At 48.6% G+C, this 17,838-nt stretch carries 11 protein-coding genes; 7 read left to right on the forward strand and 4 right to left on the reverse strand.

The genetic code is table 11. From position 1 onward, the window contains the following. Positions 1-207 precede the first annotated feature (207 nt). From KDW_RS10910 to KDW_RS10920, 3 genes are all read right to left on the reverse strand, one after another. Positions 208-2,028 carry an ABC transporter ATP-binding protein gene (locus KDW_RS10910; protein WP_151755972.1) on the reverse strand — a complete coding sequence of 607 codons (1,821 nt, stop codon included), beginning with the start codon at positions 2,026-2,028 and terminating at the stop codon, positions 208-210. Positions 2,029-2,049: 21 nt separating this feature from the next. After that, on the reverse strand, positions 2,050-3,729 hold the full coding sequence (locus KDW_RS10915; protein ID WP_198925246.1) for an ABC transporter ATP-binding protein: 1,680 nt from the start codon (positions 3,727-3,729) through the stop codon (positions 2,050-2,052). Between the two features lie 518 nt (positions 3,730-4,247). After that, positions 4,248-6,332 carry a serine/threonine-protein kinase gene (locus KDW_RS10920; RefSeq protein WP_151755973.1) on the reverse strand — a complete coding sequence of 695 codons (2,085 nt, stop codon included), beginning with the start codon at positions 6,330-6,332 and terminating at the stop codon, positions 4,248-4,250. 245 nt (positions 6,333-6,577) lie between these two features. Here KDW_RS10920 and KDW_RS10925 point away from each other — a divergent pair, with 245 nt between their 5' ends. The 5 genes from KDW_RS10925 (at position 6,578) to KDW_RS10945 (ending at position 14,639) form a co-directional block, all read left to right on the forward strand. Beyond that, entirely contained in the window at positions 6,578-8,152 is a 1,575-nt protein-coding gene (locus KDW_RS10925) for a type I restriction-modification system subunit M (RefSeq protein ID WP_198925247.1), read from the forward strand. Positions 8,153-8,156: 4 nt separating this feature from the next. After that, positions 8,157-9,512 carry a restriction endonuclease subunit S gene (locus tag KDW_RS10930; protein ID WP_162005136.1) on the forward strand — a complete coding sequence of 452 codons (1,356 nt, stop codon included), beginning with the start codon at positions 8,157-8,159 and terminating at the stop codon, positions 9,510-9,512. A 171-nt stretch (positions 9,513-9,683) separates the two neighbouring features. Then, positions 9,684-10,217, forward strand: a complete 534-nt coding sequence (locus KDW_RS10935; protein WP_151755976.1) for a KwaA family protein — start codon at positions 9,684-9,686, stop codon at positions 10,215-10,217. A 117-nt stretch (positions 10,218-10,334) separates the two neighbouring features. Next, positions 10,335-11,348 carry a Kiwa anti-phage protein KwaB-like domain-containing protein gene (locus KDW_RS10940; protein ID WP_151755977.1) on the forward strand — a complete coding sequence of 338 codons (1,014 nt, stop codon included), beginning with the start codon at positions 10,335-10,337 and terminating at the stop codon, positions 11,346-11,348. Between the two features lie 9 nt (positions 11,349-11,357). Continuing rightward, the gene (locus KDW_RS10945; RefSeq protein ID WP_151755978.1) at positions 11,358-14,639 is read left to right on the forward strand and encodes a type I restriction endonuclease subunit R; all 3,282 of its coding nucleotides are present in this window, start codon (positions 11,358-11,360) and stop codon (positions 14,637-14,639) included. A 377-nt stretch (positions 14,640-15,016) separates the two neighbouring features. Here KDW_RS10945 and KDW_RS10950 read toward each other — a convergent pair whose 3' ends face one another. Beyond that, complete coding sequence (locus tag KDW_RS10950; protein ID WP_151755979.1) at positions 15,017-15,619, reverse strand: hypothetical protein; 603 nt, start codon at positions 15,617-15,619, stop codon at positions 15,017-15,019. A 225-nt stretch (positions 15,620-15,844) separates the two neighbouring features. Here KDW_RS10950 and KDW_RS10955 point away from each other — a divergent pair, with 225 nt between their 5' ends. After that, positions 15,845-16,225 (forward strand): hypothetical protein, encoded by a 381-nt coding sequence (locus KDW_RS10955; protein WP_151755980.1) that lies wholly within the window; start codon positions 15,845-15,847, stop codon positions 16,223-16,225. A 142-nt stretch (positions 16,226-16,367) separates the two neighbouring features. Continuing rightward, positions 16,368-17,786, forward strand: a complete 1,419-nt coding sequence (locus tag KDW_RS10960; protein WP_151755981.1) for a DUF512 domain-containing protein — start codon at positions 16,368-16,370, stop codon at positions 17,784-17,786. Positions 17,787-17,838 lie beyond the last annotated feature (52 nt).

Raw genomic sequence — 17,838 nt, forward strand, 5'->3', positions numbered from 1 at the left:
ACAATCGAAGGGTAGGTTCGGGGCATGTCCCCGATTGTTGTTCCTTTCGATCAAGCCTACCCAAATATGATGCGATCACTGTGTGTAGATTCGGTCGATGAGGATTCTTCTAAATATATAGGTATCATGTTTTGTTAAGAGACATCGAGCGGTGAGAAATCGGGGACATGCCCCGAACCTACCGCTCGATGTCTCTTTTTGTGTGGATTACCGATGGGTTGGTATGAAGCCTTCGCCGGGTTTGTAGTCCGGGGATTGGTGCCGGAAGTAGGTGTTGTAGAGGTCGGAATAGTGACCTCCGCGCTGCATGAGTTCGTCGTGACTGCCTTCTTCGGCGATGCGTCCACCGTCGAGCACGATGATGCGGTCGGCGTGCTTGATGGTCGAAAGGCGATGGGCGATCACGATGGCGGTACGATGTTCCAGAATCACATCCAATCCTTCCTGGATCTGGGCCTCGGTGAGCGGATCTACGCTGGCGGTGGCTTCGTCCATGATAATGATGGCTGGATCCTGTAACAGGACACGGGCCAGGGCGACGAGTTGGCGCTGTCCCATGGAGAGGGCGCGGCCGGTTTCGCCGACGACGGTGTCCAATCCTTCGGGCAGTACTTCGATCCAGTCGCCGCCACCGATCTTCTGCGCGACGGCGGTGACTTCGGCGTCGGTGGCGTCGGGTCGGGCGTAGCGAATGTTGTCGGTGACGGTGCCGGAGAACAGGAACGGTGACTGCGGGACAATCCCGAGTCGTTTATGATAATCCTGCAGATCAAAGCTGCGAATATCCTGGTCATCGATCAGGATCTGCCCACCTTGAAATTCATAGAAGCGCGAGATCAACTTACCGATACTGGATTTTCCGGCTCCGGTATGGCCGACAAAGGCGATGGTCTCCCCGGCTTTGATCGTCAGGCTGAAATCTTTGAGGACGGTCTGGCGGTCATCGTAGCTGAAGAAGACGTTCTTGAAGGTGATCTTACCCTGGATGTCATGGACTGGCTTCTCGGCGATCTGATGGACGCGTGGCTCGGCATCCAGCAGGGCAAAGACGCGCTCGCTGGCAGCCAATCCTAGCTGGAACTGGCTCCAGAATGAGGCGATGCTGGTCAGTGGCTGCCAGAGCAGTCCCAGGCTCTGGATGAACAGGAACCAGTCGCCGGCTGAGATATTGCCAGCTACGACACTACGACCACCAAAATAGATGATCAAGATCGTGCCGATGTTGGCGATAAAGACCAGCACGGGAAAGATGCCATTATACAAAAAGCCTGAGCGTACATTCACATGATACGACTGTTTGTTGATCTCCTTGAACTCATCGTACATGTTTTGTTCTTGCCGGAAGTTTTTGGCGATGGTGATACCACTGACAATTTCCTGTACGTTAGCATTGACGCGGGCCAGAGAGCGCTGTGAACTGCGCGTAAACTTTCTGGCCACCCGGCGGAAGCCCAGGGCAACGCCGATAATCAAGGGCATAATACTCAGGGTCAGCAGCGCCAGCTGGGCATTGCGGAAGAAGAGTACAATGACGACCAGGATATAGAGGAGTACCTGGCTGAGCAGGTTCACCGTTAGCGTAACCACGGTCGCGAAGTTCTCGGTATCCGAGGTGACGCGGCTGACGATCTTGCCGGACGAGAATTCATCGAAGAACGACATGTCGCGGGACATGACGGCGCTAAAGACGTCGGTGCGTAGCTGTAAGACTACGTCACCAACGGAACGCGCTGTGAAGCGCTGCCGGAACAGATTACAGGTCCATGAGAGCGCTGAAGAACACAGGATAAAGATTACCAGTACTATCGCGGCCTGCATGGCCTGCGAACTGACTAATGTGTCGATACTGTTAGAGATCAACAGCGGATACGCAGTATCCAGACATGCATTCAGCACCACCAGCACAACGATGGAGATCATCAGGCGCAGATGCGGCTTAAAGTAGTGCATGATGCGCTTGATAAGCTGTCTATCGGTATAATTACGATCATATGACTCGGCATCGAGACCAGCCATGATAAAGCCCATATTGAAAGCTCCTCTCTTCCCTTAATCCCCACTACTGACGGTGGTTGGAACGGCCGCGTCATAGTGCGAGAAGATGCGGCGATAGGTCTCGCAGCGTGCCAGTAATTCTTCGTGTGTTCCCTGATCAATCAGTTCGCCTTTGCGCAACACCAGGATACTGTCGGCCCAGCGGATCTGTGAGAGGCGGTGGGTGATTAACAGCGTGGTGCGCCCCTGTAAGATGCGGCGAATAGCTTTCTGGATCTCGTCCTCGGTGGCGCTATCAATGGCGCTGGTCGAGTCATCCAGGATCAGGATGCGTGGATCTGTGAGCAGGGCGCGTGCAATCGCCAGGCGCTGGCGCTGACCGCCTGAGAGCGTGACACCACGTTCACCGATCTCGGTCTCATAGCCCTGCGCAAAGCTCTGGATAAACTCGTGTGCCTGGGCATCGTGGGCCGCCGTCTCAATCGTGGCGCGATCCGCCTTTGATCCCAGACCGTAGCCGATATTCTCGGCAATCGTGCGCGAGAAGAGGAAGATATCCTGCTCAATGGTCGAGATTTGGGAGCGCAGACTATCCATATCCCACTGACGTACATCTGTACCATCGATGCTGACGGTGCCAGAATCCACATCATAGATGCGATTGACCAGTTTGGTCAGTGTGCTTTTACCGGCACCGGTCTGACCCACAATCGCAATCGTCTGACCTGGTCTGGCGCGGAACGAGACATCTTTCAGAATCGGGGTGTTGCCATAGCTGAATGTCACATGGTCAAAGACAATGTCCCCGCGCATCTGCTCATGATAGCCACCAGCATTTTCATCCAGCTCTGTCTCTTCCTTCATCAGTGTCAGAATACGCCTGGCACCCGCGATACCGAGCTGGACCAGGCTGAAGGTCCAGGTGGACATGAAGGTGACAAAACGCAGGTTGGTCATTAATCCCATGAAGGTGATGAGTGCTCCCAGCGAGATCTGCTGGTGCGAGAGCAGGTAGAGACCGTGTAAGAAGGCCAGTGCCAGTGCCACACCCAGTAACAGCGTGGGCAGATAGCGCCCCTGGATCTTACCATTCTGGACATAGAAGTCCCGATAGCGGCTGGCTCGCGTGATAAACTTGCGGATCTCTTGATTCTCTTGCGCGGTCGCCTTGACGACCTCGATGCCGGCTACGGCTTCATTGAGGACCGCGTTGGTCTGCCCAAACTCTTCGCGCATCTGGTTCGACACAGGACTCAACTGGCGCGAATAGCGGCGTAGCGCAAAGTAGAAAACAACTATGTATAGCACTGGCACCAGCAGTAGCTGGGGATTGAGCAGGCCGATAAAGGCTATGTTGATGACCAGACTGCTAAAAGAATCAAAAATAATATCGAATGCCGGTGAGACCATATCGCTCAGCTGGGTCATGTCATTAGAGGCACGAGCCATCACATCACCAACCTGCTGGCGATTATGGAAAGTCTGGCTTTTTCCCAATAGACTGGTATAGAGCTCTTCGCGCGCGTTGCGGGCAAAGCGCTTGCTCAATATTTCAGCGCACACGCGGGCTGAGAGATCGCAGGTACCCTGAACAAGGATAATTCCTATCAGAGAAAGCGCGATCATCAGCAATTGCTCAAGGGCCGTCGCTTTATGCTGGACGGCATTAAAAGCGCTACCAGCTAGAAAAGAGATCGAAGAATACAGTGCATTGGTTGCAATACACAGAAGCATAAAACAAAAAGATATTTTTTATAGCGCAAAAGATGGGATGCAATCCAGCGCACCGGACTGGACCAGTTGTAGCGATATTCATCGACAACTGTAAACTCACGTTTAGCTAACAAGAGATACCTCCACCTGGAGTTTCGGAATGCACTACGAAGACACAGCAGGGCAAATGTCTGCCTACAATGTATTGCAAAATCTGCTTGAGTTCCTTGCAATCACAATAAAATAGCTATTTACTGAGGTATAATCGAATACGTGTTCTAATGCCGTGGCTAGTATAAGGCATGATTACTGACATCTGCTGTCTTATTTACGATGATTTTCCTGCTGAAAACGGGGGCAAGTGTGTAGCATTATCGCGTCTTATAGATTCATGAACTGCCTTACCTTAATCTTTACTCAACCTTTTGTAGTTACAGCATACCATAAACTTCTTTTTGACGGAAGAGATAACGGTAATGTTTTTATTTTTCCTGATCTTTGTGAGGTAAGGTTAGTGTGGAGGGAGGCAAGCCTCGAAATTACGGGGCTTGCCAGACGAGGACGCTGCTGTGGGCGGCTGAGGCGATGTATTTGCCGTCAGGAGACCAGGCGACGGCGTGTATGGTGGGATTATAGCTGGGGTGGGTAAATACCTCCTCTGCGTCCAGGGCATCCCAGATGTGGATCGTACCGTCAGCGCTACTGGATACGATATACTGACTATCAGGCGACCAGGCCAGGGCGTAGATGGCTCTCGTATGACCTGCATAGATAGCAACACGTTTCCTGCTAGCTAACTCCCAGACCTGTACCGTTTTATCGCTGCTGCCGGAGGCAATATACTGTCCATCGGGCGACCAGGCTATCTGCGTGACGCTCCCACGATGGCCGGAATAGATAGCTTCGAGCCGTTGAGTCCTGTCCTGGAGCGATAGGCGCCGCACTTCGATGGTGGGTTGCTGATAGCTGATAGCGATATGAGTAGTATCCGGTGACCAGGTTAAGGCCTGGATCTCGCCATAAGTTGGACCCATACTGAAGATAGTTTCACCATTAGCTGGATTCCAGATATCGAGCTGATCTTTACTGGCCGAAGCTAGCACACTACCATCAGGCGACCAGGCCAATGCATGTACGCCAGCTTTGTGGTTTTTGTACGTGTACTGTGTCTGTAAGGATTGGCTGTCCCAGACCTGAATGATGCCGTCATCGCTGGCGGATGCGAGCAACTTACCGCTCGGTGACCAGGCCACGGCCTGTATGCGCCTGGTTTTCCAGTTATTCAGGTTACCAGAATACCGGACATGCATCTGTTTATTATTGATATCCAAGATCTGGACGGTTTTGTCGTAACTGGCTGAAGCGATCTGTTTACTATATGGCGACCAGGCAATCGAGGTGACCACATCCATATGGCCGGGATATCTACAAATGACTTTACCGACATAGTCAGTATTCACCAGGGGCTGAGGCTGTGGAATACTGGCCGCCAGGGTGGCGGCATCGGGACTGAATGTGCCTGATGTATAGATCATTGATGGCGGGGGCGTGGCTGGCATAGCGGTGAGTGCTGTAGGCGTATAGAGTGGAGTGGGACTGGTAGTTGGGCTGGTTTGAACTGGAGTAGAGACAGGCGCAGGTGTTGATGGTTTAGCGACAGGTGTTGTTCGGGCAGGCGTAGACGGCATGCGTGCTGAGAGCAAGGAGGAATTTTTTGTATTGACTCTTTGCAGATACTCCTTCACCATCTCGACATAAGCAATGCGCTGTCCGGCATTCAGGTCCAGCATCTGATCGAGCAGAGCCTGTAGCGAGGCCGGAATACCAGGGATCTTGCTAAAAGCAAACGGCGTACTCGCAGGGTCGGTCCCACTTAGCATCTGATGTAGCATTGCTCCCAGACTATAGATATCGGCATTGGGCCGCGTCTGGGCCTTGCCATATTGCTCTGGCGCGGCGTAGCCAGGTGAGCCAAACGCGATCGTATCGTGCGCCTGACCCGGCTTAAACAGGCGGGCAATGCCAAAATCGATCAGATAGACCTGACGATTTGGCGTTATCATCACATTCATCGGCTTCAGATCGCGAAACACGATCGGCGTCGGACGTGTATGCAGATACTGCAGGACCGCGCAGAGCTGCATACAGATCTCATAGACCTCGGGCCACGGCAACTTGCCGCCATGCTTCGCCAGATAATCTTCCAGCGTCTCCCCTTCAATGAAATCCATCACCAGATACCAGCGACCCGCCTCACTAAAATTCTCATAGATGCGCGGAAGATTAGGATGCATCAAGCCAGCCAGCAGCAGCGCCTCATGCTTAAAAGACTCCTCCGCCTCCTGCGACTCCTGCTGATTGAGACCTTTCTGACTGAGCTCCTTAATCGCCACCGGCCGATTGCCCAGCTCCGTATCCTCCGCCCGATACACCGAACCCATGCCACCCTGTCCCAGTCGCTCCAGCACCCGATACCGCTGGCGGAGCAGGTGAGTCGCCTGAGTCGTCTTTATTGGTGTCGTCGCCGTAGTCTGCTGTAGTGGCTCATGGCAGGCGAAACAATGAGTATCCTGTGGCTGATTGGCTGCCCCACAATTAGCGCAAAAAATTTCAGCTGAAAGCACTCCCTGCTCCTCTTTAAAAAGATTTATTTCAATAAATGCATATTTTATATAACGTAAGCCAAAAAATATATAAAATCAAGATTCCCCTCGTACCGGCAGCGCTGGTGGCTAATATGTTTCGGTTAGGGGATAATCCTAATTCCATAGCGTGGGGTTGTGATCGCCACACGCGAGAGTGTCTTCTATGTCTGTTCGAATTCTGCTATACTTGTAGTGCATTTCCATGGTTAGAAAGGAATCGTGCTGTGTTACCAGATATTTTTGAGATTGAGAACAGGTTGTGGGAATCGGCAGATGCTCTACGGGCCAATACGCATTTGCGGGCGTCGGAGTATTCTGTGCCGGTGTTGGGCTTGATCTTTTTGAAGTTTGCTGATAATAAGTTTCAAAAGGTGAAGGCTGAGTTAGAGGCAGAACAGGAGCCGGGGAGTCGCTATATACCTGGACCACCAGCTTATCATGCTCGGGGAGCGATCTATTTGGAGCCTGAGGCGCAGTATGACTATTTGCTTGGATTGACGGATAACGATCAACGGCCCGAGGCGGTGAATAAGGCAATGACCTTGATCGAGGCGAAGAATCCTGATTTGAGTGGTTCTTTGCCGACACAGGGCTACACCAATCTAGATAACCGGACCCTGGGTGGATTGTTACGTGGCTTCTCGATTATCCCTTTTGATCCAGATATGGAAGGCGATCCGTTTGGGCGTATCTATGAATATTTTTTGAGCAAGTTTGCCTTGAAAGAGGGGCAGCATGGTGGGGAGTTTTATACGCCGACCTCACTGGTCAAGCTAATTGTGGAGATTATCGAGCCATTCCAGGGGATGATCCTGGATCCCGCTTGTGGCTCGGGTGGTATGTTTGTGCAGAGTGCGCAGTTTGTCCGTGAACATAATCGTGAGGGAAATCCTAATCGTGATATCTCTATTTACGGGCAGGAAAAGACGTTGGGTACGGCGCGGCTGTGTAAGATGAATCTGGCTGTCCATGGACTGGCTGGCGATATTAAAGATGGCAATAGCTATTATGAGGATCATCATGATACGGTCGGGCGCTTTGATTATGTGATGGCTAATCCTCCATTTAACGTGAATGGTGTGGAGAAGGCTCGCCTGGACAAGAGCCGCTATCCCTTTGGCGTTCCTCGTGTTGATAATGGCAACTATCTGTGGATACAGATGTTTTATAGCGCCCTCAAGAAAACAGGTCGTGCTGGCTTTGTGATGCCAAACTCGGCCAGTGATGCGCGTTCCTCGGAACAAGAAGTGCGCCAGCACTTGATCGAAGACTATAGCGTCGATGTAATGATCTCGGTTGGCTCAAATTTCTTCTATACCGTTACCCTCCCCTGTACCCTCTGGTTCCTCGACAAAGGCAAACGCGATGGCGAGCGACGTGACCGCGTTCTCTTTATCGACGCCCGTGACATCTTCCATCAGATTGATCGCGCCCACCGTGAGTTTACACCAGAGCAGATTGAATATATCGCCAACATTGTACGCCTCTATCGAGGTGAGCAGCCAGAATATAGTAAGGGAAGTGAAGGACTTGTCAAGGCCAATTTTCCCGATGGTGTGTATGTTGATATCGCCGGACGCTGTAAAGTTGCCAGCATCGAAGAGATCAAAAAGCAAGGCTGGAGTCTCAATCCCGGCCGCTACGTAGGCGTAGCCGAACGTGCCCCCGACGACTTTATCTTCAAAGAAAAGCTCCAGGAACTTAACGAAGAACTTGAAACCCTGAATACCGAGGCCCATAATTTAGAAGCGCAAATCAGCGAAGATGTGAACCGTTTGCTAGAAGAGGATGAAGAGTAAGGCTATGCGTGAAGGTTGGTATATTTGGGAAACCAGTAATTTAATTGCTAAGGATACTCTAGAGATAGGGGATGGGTATCGTGCTAAAAATAGCGAAATGGGCATAGATGGATTGCCTTTTGCTAGAGCTGGAAATATTAATAACGGTTTTCATTTTGATAGTGCTGATGTTCTTGCATCTCATAGTGTCCAAAAAGCAGGAAATAAGATCTCTATTCCGGGTGATGTAGTATTTACATCAAAAGGCACTATCGGTAGGTTTGCTTTTGTGAAACCTTCAACACCGCAGTTTGTATACTCTCCCCAATTGTGTTACTGGCGCGTCAAAGATGCAACAATTGTAGACCCACTTTATCTGTATTATTGGATGCAAGGACCCTATTTTTTTTCATTGGTTCATAAAGTAAAAAGCCTTACAACTATGGCTGATTATGTGAGCTTAAGTGATCAGCGTAAAATGCATATCATAGCACCTTCGATTCATGAGCAAAAGAAGATTGCTGGTATTCTGTCGGCCTATGATGATTTGATTGAGAATAATACGCGGCGCATTGCTATTTTGGAAGAGATGGCACGTATGCTCTACCAGGAATGGTTTGTCAACTTCCGTTTTCCTGGCCACGAAAACGTAAATATGGTCGAATCACCACTGGGTATGATACCCGAGGGATGGGATGTGGTGAAGTTGGGTGATGTTTGTTCTATTACTATGGGGCAATCACCAAGTTCCCAATTTTATAATGTTGAAGGCGATGGCTTACCATTTCATCAAGGTGTAACTGATTTTGGAAAACTCTTTCCTTCAGATCGTGTTTATTGTACTTACGATGGTAGAGTCGCACATCCAGGTGACATTTTATTTAGCGTTCGTGCTCCTGTTGGACGGATTAACATAGCCAACAAAAAAATTGTAATTGGCAGAGGAATTAGTGCAATTTGTAGTAAAAGTGGACATCAGCGATTTATGTTTCAATTGTTGAAAGATAAATTTCAAGAAGAAGATATCATCGGAAATGGATCTATTTTTAAAGCGGTAACAAAAGAGGAAATAAATGGTGTTGAGCTTATTTATCCGAATGAAGAGATGATTATAGCTTTTGAAGATAGTGTTATATCTCTTTTGTTAGATGTTGAGAACTTATTAAAAAGGAATGCCAACCTGCGCTATACGCGTGATTTGTTGTTGCCGAGGTTGATTTCGGGCGAGATAGATGTTTCTTCGTGGGTGGAGGACAGCCCGGTAGAGGAAGTGGTAGATAAGGGTGAGGAACTGGCGATGGCTGCGGTGGGGGCGCAGGTTGAGCCTATGCGACCAATTGATACAAAGAGTTTGACATGGCATTCGTTGTGGGATCAATAAGGGTTGGTGAGTGCTCTTTTTGATCCTGCACCCGTTACTGCGTTTTCCTCTATAGGTGATTTTTCTTCTTAATAGGAAGTCAGGGTCACAATTGATGATAGAGAGAAAATAAGCTATACTTGACTATGATTCAGTTTTAAGCGATTCAGAGGTAGAGGAGGGCATGGGGGAATGCCAACGAGTCCTGTACGCGTTTTTCTGTTTTTGAGTTCCTACTTTCCATTGTTTCTCATCTTTAGTGTGTTGTGGTATCAGAAGCATTTCTGGCTTTCTCTATGGGTGGGCATTGCTAGCCTGCTGTCCTTGCTGTTCTCCATTGTCTACTTTGTGTATGCGTACAAAACGTTCTCGGATACGACCGTAAAAGTAACCAAAGTTGCGCGCAAGGACGAAGCCAGTATGGGCTATATCGCCAGCTATCTGATTCCTTTTGTCACCTTTTCCATTGATAATGATAAAGGTCAAATCCTCATTCCCCAGGTACTTGCCCTGGTGGTCTTTCTGCTCGTTTTACTGATCGTCTACGTCAGTTCAAACATGATCTACATTAATCCCATGCTTAACATGCTCGGATTTCATCTCTATGCTATTGAGATCGAGGGCAGCAGCGAGCTAGAGTATTACTATCTGGCCCGTAAACGCGTTGTACGTGGAGAATTGATCACCTACATCCGTTTGAGTGATGATATCTTCTTTGAGCACTAAAATCCGGTTGCATTTTCCATTATCCTCTTGCTTATTACCTATGATAAGCCAGCCGATGTGGTTCTGGCTCATGGACTTTGATGTGAGCCAATCCGCTAGAAAGTGAAAGCGTACCTGATGGTAGCCATAAAAAACACTCACCAGATGACCGCAGAAGAATTAGAGACAGCAACCCAGGTCTTAAGAGAAATTGTAAGTTTGCCCCTGGATCAATGTAACCTGGACCTTTGTTTGGCCTCTACGCAGGGCAAGGTAGATAAACCATCGTATCGCCGGGTTAATGTCAACGCGTCTGCAACACAAGTCTTCCGCGCCTCCATCAAAGACTTGCTGCTACCAATGCAGAAGCACCTTGCAACAGGCGATATGTTTGTGAAAGAGTTTTCAGTTGATCCTGTTGAAAGTCATGTCATTGAGTATATCGATCTTAATCGGACCGAATATGATGTGATAAGTAAGCAGCTGACTGAGCTTATCACCAATTATCAAGGGCTGGTCCACTTTGAACAAAAAGAGTCCGTTATAGTCAAAGGTTTACGTTTCTACACGACCCTCGTTCAAGAGCCAGGCCAGACACCGGTCTACTTTTATCGTAAATATACTGAGACTCAGGTTTTGCGTGAATCCACGTTTTTTGGTATAAGCCTGCAGGACCATAACTATAAATATATTGAAGAGCCAACCCTGCTCTTTGACCGCCATATTGATTGTTTGCATTATAAAAATCACCTCTTCGTCTTCAAAAAAGAAAACTTTTATAACATCTTTCGCTATATGGATGCTTTGAATGAAGCCGCTGAGAAAACGCTAGCCAGTCTGAAAACCATGGATATCATCCAGAACTTTCCGCGTTTTCACCAGGATTGTATGGCACATCCCTCAAAAGTTCGTATCCTGAAAAATATTGCCGTCGGCGCTTATCTAGAGAACCTGACCATTGATGATCTGGAGCGCCACATTGCTAAATATAAGCGGCCAATCCAATTTCGTATCGTTGATGGCAAGAAAAAGATGCTGTACCACAATAAGCAGCCCTATGAGATCTTGAACGTCCTCAATGATAATTTCTTTGACTCTGAACTGACCAATCACAGCTACCAGGCGTCCAGCAAGCAAGGAATACGAAAGTAGCAGGGTATTATGCAGCAATCATCGTCGCAAACCTTTGACTATGAACACTTCCAGCAGCAACTTATCCAGCGAGCAGTCGATCAGTTTCTGGCACTTGACTACAGTTTAGCGGATGCCGCTAGCGAATATCGGGGTCCACTAAGTGTCACACAGCGTCAATATGACAGCGAGGTTGTCCTGCCAGAGCGTCTATGGAGTGCGTTATGTACCCTCAATCCCGGTAAGTCTGAGCAAGTTTTAAAGCAGGCTTTTGCTGAATTGACACGTGACCTTAGTCTGTTGGGAGACATAGGGGCCAACTACCAGATCCATCAATGGCTTAAAGACGGCTATACAGTCACGACTGGTCAATCAAATGGAGGATGGAAGAGCAATCAGCCTGATCCGCAGGTTGAAGACGATGCTGGCTCTATCCGGATTATCAATTGGGATGAACCAGAAAAGAACGATTTTCTCCTGCTCAAAAACTTCTATGTTAGTGGAGAGATTGGGCGGGTACGCCTGGACCTGGTGGGCTTTGTCAACGGGCTACCGCTGCTGATGCCATTTTGTCGTGTCGCCCGCTTATATGATCTGTATACCCAGGATCTTAGCGAGTGCAAGCGGATCATTCCACGCCTTTTCTGGTATAACGCCTGCATTATCCTATCCAATGGTCATACCAGTAAAGTTGGTAGTGTCACCGCTAACTGGGAATTCTTCTTTGCGTGGAATCGCCGCTACAACAAATCCGAGGACACGGTCACCCAGGATCAAGAGCTTGATGAATCCATTGAGCATATGTTGGAAGGTGTGTTCGCGCAGAAGCGTTTGTTAGACATCGTAGAGAACTACACCCTATTCAGTACTGAAAGAGGGAAAACCGTTAAAATCATAGCGCGCAACCACCAGTATCTAGGTGTTGAGGCAGTCTTTGAACGCCTCAAGAGGCATCAAGAATTTAAAGGGAAACTGGGAGTTTTCTGGCATACCCAGGGAAGCGGTAAAAGCTATTCCATGGCCTTTCTTGAACAAAAGGTCCAGCGTAGGCTGCCTGGAGGTTGGACCTTTGTGATTGTCACTGACCGCGAAGATCTTGACACTCAGATCTATGAAACCTTTCAACGAGCCGGAGTTGTTGAAGAGAAAAAGAATCAGGCGCACGCCAGCGATAGCCAGCATTTACAGCGCATGTTGCAGTACGAGAACCATAAAATTGTCTTTACACTGATCCAGAAATTTCGTACCGAAAAGCCTGGACAGACATATGGACAACTCTCAGCGCGTCAAAATATTGTTGTCTTCGCCGATGAGGCCCACCGCACACAATATGCTACCTTTGCCCAGAACATGCTTGATGGCCTACCGAATGCCTCCTTTATTGGCTTCACCGGCACACCTTTGATCCAACAGGAAGAGCAGGCTACACGTGCCAAATTTGGGGAATATGTCAGTGTATATAATTTCTCAGATGCGATCAAAGATCGGATTACTGTCCCCCTCTTCTATGAAAACCATACTCCCGAGATGGTGCTCAGTAATCCAGATTTTGCCGAAGCCATGAAACGGCTAGTAATTGACAGGCAACTGAATGATGAGCAGGAGAGCAAACTCAGCACTCAGTTGCTCAGGGAATACGGCTTGCTCACTCAGGATGATCGCCTGGAATGGGTGGCTGAAGATATTGTCAGCCATTTTATGCAGCGTGGCTACATGGGTAAAGCTATGGTTGTTTCTATCGACAAACCAACTACTGTCAGGATGTACGAGAAGGTCCAGCGGATCTGGCAGAGAGAGATCGCCAGCTTAGAAGAACTTCATCAGCGTGAACCAGATCTGCTTAAGCGTGATGCCATCGCCAAACGCATCATCTATATGCGCGATACTGATATGGCTGTCATCATCTCAGATATCACGCCGGACGACAAGCGTTTTGACGAGTTAGGATTGGATATTGCTCCTCATATGCGGCGTTTGCGTAATGAGAACCTTGAAGAGGCCTTTAAGCGTGAAGATAATCAGCGCCTCTTACCAAATTCTGGCAAGAAAGCCCTGAGGATTGCCTTTGTGTGTGGCATGTGGATTACAGGTTTTGACGTTCCCTGCCTCTCCACTATCTACCTGGACCGCCCGATGGAGGGGCATACCCTGATGCAGACGATAGCCCGCGCCAATCGTGTTTATGATCAGGAAAAGATTACTGGCTTAATCATTGATTACGTTGGCTCATTTGATCAACTCCTTAAAGCCCTCACCATCTATGCTGCCAGTGACGTTAACGCGCCCAAAGACATCCAGGTAGGTGACAAAAGTGAATTGATCAAGCAGTTGGATAGTGCCCTGTCACGGACAGAAATTCTGTGTCAGCAGCACAGCATTGATATTCCGCTCACCCTGCAACGCCTGGATAAAGCCAGAACCCTCGACGAGCGACGCGCAATTATCATGGATACGGCGGACAGTCTCCTGGTAAGTGAAGAGAGCAAATGGTCCTATCTCTCAGATGCTAGCGAAGTCAGCAACCTGTACAAAGCTATCCTACCAGATAAGCAGGCTGGTCAGTACCGACCACGGGTCTACTTGCTGCAGACAGTAGCTGAGGAGATTGCTGCCGCCAGCAACGGTACCGACATTCAAGATGCACTTGTTCAAGCCAGAGATCTGCTGGCGGATTCCATCAGACTCACAGGGGTTGTATATGAGGCCGCTACACCAACATACCTGCCGCTTGGACATTTTGACCTGAGTAAAATTGACTATGATGCCCTCGCCAAAACCATGCGTGAAGGCCATTGCAACCTCAAGTCCGAACAGTTGCGCAGCCAACTTGTCCAAAAGCTAGAGCAGATGGTCAAGCAAAATCCAACTCGTGTGGATTATCAAGAGAAATTAGGTCAGATTGTCCATAGAAACAACGATAATAGCGCTCCTAACGCCCTCTATCCCCAGGAACTAATCGATTTCGCCCGTACAATGCACGAAGAAGAATTGCGTGCCAGACGAGAAGGCTTAAGTGAAGAAGGGTTGGCTATCTTTGATTTGATCATCCGCCAGGGACCAGAACTTTCTGTGGAAGACAAAGAGAAAGTAAAGGCAACTACCCGAGCATTACTTGCCGCCCTTGATCGAGAAAACATAGGCATCGATTGGCAGAAAAAGCAGGAGACGAGCGGGAATGTCCAGGATACCATTCAACGGGTACTGAATGACTTGCCAAAAATATACGAGAAATCCATTTATGACCAACAATGCCTGGAAGTGTTTCACTATACCTTGACGCACTTCGATGGAACGGGAAAAAGTCTGGCTTAGTAGTATAAAAAAACCGGGACACTGACAAATCAATCTTTCTGTCAGTGTCCCGATATTACTGCACAGGCAGGTAGAATGAACTACCGGCCAATACGTCGGTTTAAAATCCGCACCGAGCTCCAAAGCTGGTGTAGATAAGACGCGTTAGCGTCTCACCCCTCTCGTCTGGAAGGTGTGGAATTCAACGCTGCCTGTGCAGCGACTTTGTTCATACATGCACACCACCTCCTTTCGTTAGTAAGAGCATAACTTTTTTTCTCATCATAGTCAAGGGTAATCAATATCAATTTGTACAGATTTACGAAATTTCTCAAAAAACTCTTTTTTATGACACGCTATGATCTTTATAAAAAGTCCTTGATACAGTATGTGCTATCTCAATTTTTAAATTTGAAGGAATCTTCCATTAATTTGAAGCCGCCATTATAGACATTATCGAAATCATTGAATAGGGATGAATAATCCATGATGTAGCGTTTTCCTTTATAGGTGGTGGCGCCAATGGTACCTTTGAATTTGTTGCCACTATTCTTGTTGGTGCCGGACCAGTACACGAATGTCCAGTCTTGTCCGCCGATGATGGCGTGTCTTTCCGGGTATGTTTTAAAATCATTATAGTCGCTGTGCTGTCTGATCAGCAGGATATCGAGGTGTTGCTGTATTGTGTTCATGGCATCTGGAGAATTAGTAGCGAGGTCACTAACCACAAAATTGGCTTTATAGGCTGGATAGCTGATGATGACTGTATCACCCTGACCACGCTGGGCCTGCCACGATTGCGGATAGCCAACGGTGAAGTATTGTGCCGTATAGGTCTGGAGCTTTGGAGCGCCTGTGGTTGCTGTGGCTTTAGGAAGTGTAGATGAAGGCACATTATCATTGTTGTTCGCGTTCGCTTGTTGAGTGCAGGCAGACAAGAAGCATAATAGACACATGCTCATGATGGCGAGTGCCAGTTGACTGAAAGACAGTTTTTTCAATCTGTTATACCTTTCATTGATTTATAACATAATTGTTTTAATTTCTTAAGATAGTATATCCAGCATATCACTCTGTCACAATGAGATAGTTCGCAAAATGAGTATGAAATAAGCACTTCTCCCCCTTTTTCAGGGTTGCCAGAAAAGCGTATTGGATGTATGATGAAGATAAATATGCGAAATGCCATAGAAGAAGATAAAATAGAGTGAAAGGTGTATGTGAAGATGGAAGATGAGCAAGATCATGGATATAAGGGATTGTACGGAGGCCTGGGTGCCAGGGATATTCATGCACGAAAGGGGCTGAAGAAAAGTCAAAAGATTCTGGATTACATGGGTGGGACCGAGTTGGCTGCGAATCTTTTCCGCATTACTCAGACGGATGAAAGCATTAAACGTAAAGGAATCAAGGAAAAGCAGCAAGCTAATAATGAGCACCATCGCATGGGGCATCAAGTTCGTGGGTTTATGATTCAGGAGAGTGGTACAGTCCCGGAAGATCTTCCAACACCAAATAAGTCGATTCAGCAACTTCAACGGGAAGAACGGAAGCGCCTGGAGAATGGCCAGTCGTCCCCATCACTCTTTGATGGCTTGGAGTCATAACAGGAAAGCCAGGGATGATAGAGCATGTAATTTGACGAGTAATGGTGGAGAGGATATAATGCCATGATAGCTATCAGTTTATCATGGGGATGCAGATTACCGCCATCCCTGTTTTTCCCCTCTTTTTTAAGGATATGAACCAATGCCAAAAATGTATGGATGGGTGCGTGAGGTAGTGCCCGAGAGTCCTGCCGATCGTGCGGGACTACAACCAGGCGACCTTGTACGCTCTATCAATGGAAACATGATTCGCGATCTGGTCGATTATCGCTTCTATGTTGCTGACTCAGAATTGGTGATTGGCTATGATCGTCAACAAGAGCAACATGAAGTAAGTGTCACTAAAGGCATTGATGAGAACCTGGGTGTGTTGTTTGGTGAGGAGCCAACCCCCTTTATTCGCCAGTGCGCGAATAAGTGTGTCTTCTGTTTTATTAAGGGCTTGCCCGAGCGCTTCGCGCCTCAGCCGGGTCTGGCACACGGTATGCGTTCTTCCCTCTATATTAAGGACGATGATTACCGCTATTCGTTTCTGTTCGGCAACTTTATTACACTGACCAATCTCAAAGAACAGGATTGGAAGCGGCTGGATGAGCAGAAGCTGACTCCGATGTATGTGTCGGTCCATGTGACTGATCCAGATGCACGCCGTAGAATGGTGGATGGTCCACGCGCCGGTGATATTCTGGAGCATATTCAGCGCCTCGGTTCGATGGGGATTACCTGTCATACACAGATGGTGCTGTGCCCTGAGTTTAATGATGGCGAGTTGCTGGATCGCAGTATTCGTGATCTGATCGCGTTACGTCCGATTGTGGAGTCGATTTCAGCGGTACCAGTGGGTCTGACCAAGTATAATAACATGCTGAAGATGGGTGATCTGCCAACGCTGCGCCGCTATACACGTGAAGAAGCCGAAGTGATCATCGACCAGGTTGAGGCCTATCAGCGCGAGTTCGAGGCTGCCGATCCCGATGGGAATCCTTTTGTCTATCTGTCGGATGAATGGTACTTCATCACGGAGCGCGAGTTTCCGCCTGCCCGCCACTATGGACTGTATGCGCAGATCGAGAATGGCGTCGGTATGACTCGCTTCTTAATTGATCAGTGGGCTCGCAGCAAGCGCCGCCTGCCAATGCTGATGCCTGAGCATCGCAACGTCACCATCGTTACCAGCACCATGGCCAATCCCGTTATTCAGGGTTTTGCGGAAGACATCAACAAGATCGAGAATCTGGATGTCCAGGTCTTGCCAGTCGTCAATAAATTCTTCGGTGACGGCATCACCGTTGCCGGACTGCTCTGCGGCCAGGATGTCCTGGATGCGCTGCTGGAGAATGGTCCATTAGCCGACCTGATCCTGTTGCCCCGTGTTATGCTGGACAACGATGGAACGCGCTTCCTGGACGACATGACTGTCGAAGAATTCAAAGAAAAGCTGGCACCGGCCCGCGTTGAATTTGTCCGTAACGCGCCCGAAACCATCGATGCCCTGCGTTCCCTCGCCGGCATCTCCAAAGGTGGCGAGCGCAAACTCGTCCGCGTCCAATCCCGCCTGTAGCGGCAGCCCTTGCGGCTGCGACCTCTTCGCGTACGAAACATCCCTGAAAAAA

The organism is Dictyobacter vulcani, from assembly GCF_008974265.1.
GTDB classification, from domain to species: domain Bacteria; phylum Chloroflexota; class Ktedonobacteria; order Ktedonobacterales; family Ktedonobacteraceae; genus Dictyobacter; species Dictyobacter vulcani.

What these genes read in the sequence shown, in the direction of transcription:
- KDW_RS10935 (WP_151755976.1), top strand. Translation starts at nt 9,684, where the DNA reads ATGCCAACGAGTCCTGTACGCGTTTTTCTGTTTTTGAGTTCCTACTTT.
- KDW_RS10940 (WP_151755977.1), top strand. Translation starts at nt 10,335, where the DNA reads ATGGTAGCCATAAAAAACACTCACCAGATGACCGCAGAAGAATTAGAG.
- KDW_RS10910 (WP_151755972.1), bottom strand. Translation starts at nt 2,028, where the DNA reads ATGGGCTTTATCATGGCTGGTCTCGATGCCGAGTCATATGATCGTAAT.
- KDW_RS10955 (WP_151755980.1), top strand. Translation starts at nt 15,845, where the DNA reads ATGGAAGATGAGCAAGATCATGGATATAAGGGATTGTACGGAGGCCTG.
- KDW_RS10930 (WP_162005136.1), top strand. Translation starts at nt 8,157, where the DNA reads ATGCGTGAAGGTTGGTATATTTGGGAAACCAGTAATTTAATTGCTAAG.
- KDW_RS10945 (WP_151755978.1), top strand. Translation starts at nt 11,358, where the DNA reads ATGCAGCAATCATCGTCGCAAACCTTTGACTATGAACACTTCCAGCAG.
- KDW_RS10960 (WP_151755981.1), top strand. Translation starts at nt 16,368, where the DNA reads ATGCCAAAAATGTATGGATGGGTGCGTGAGGTAGTGCCCGAGAGTCCT.
- KDW_RS10915 (WP_198925246.1), bottom strand. Translation starts at nt 3,729, where the DNA reads ATGCTTCTGTGTATTGCAACCAATGCACTGTATTCTTCGATCTCTTTT.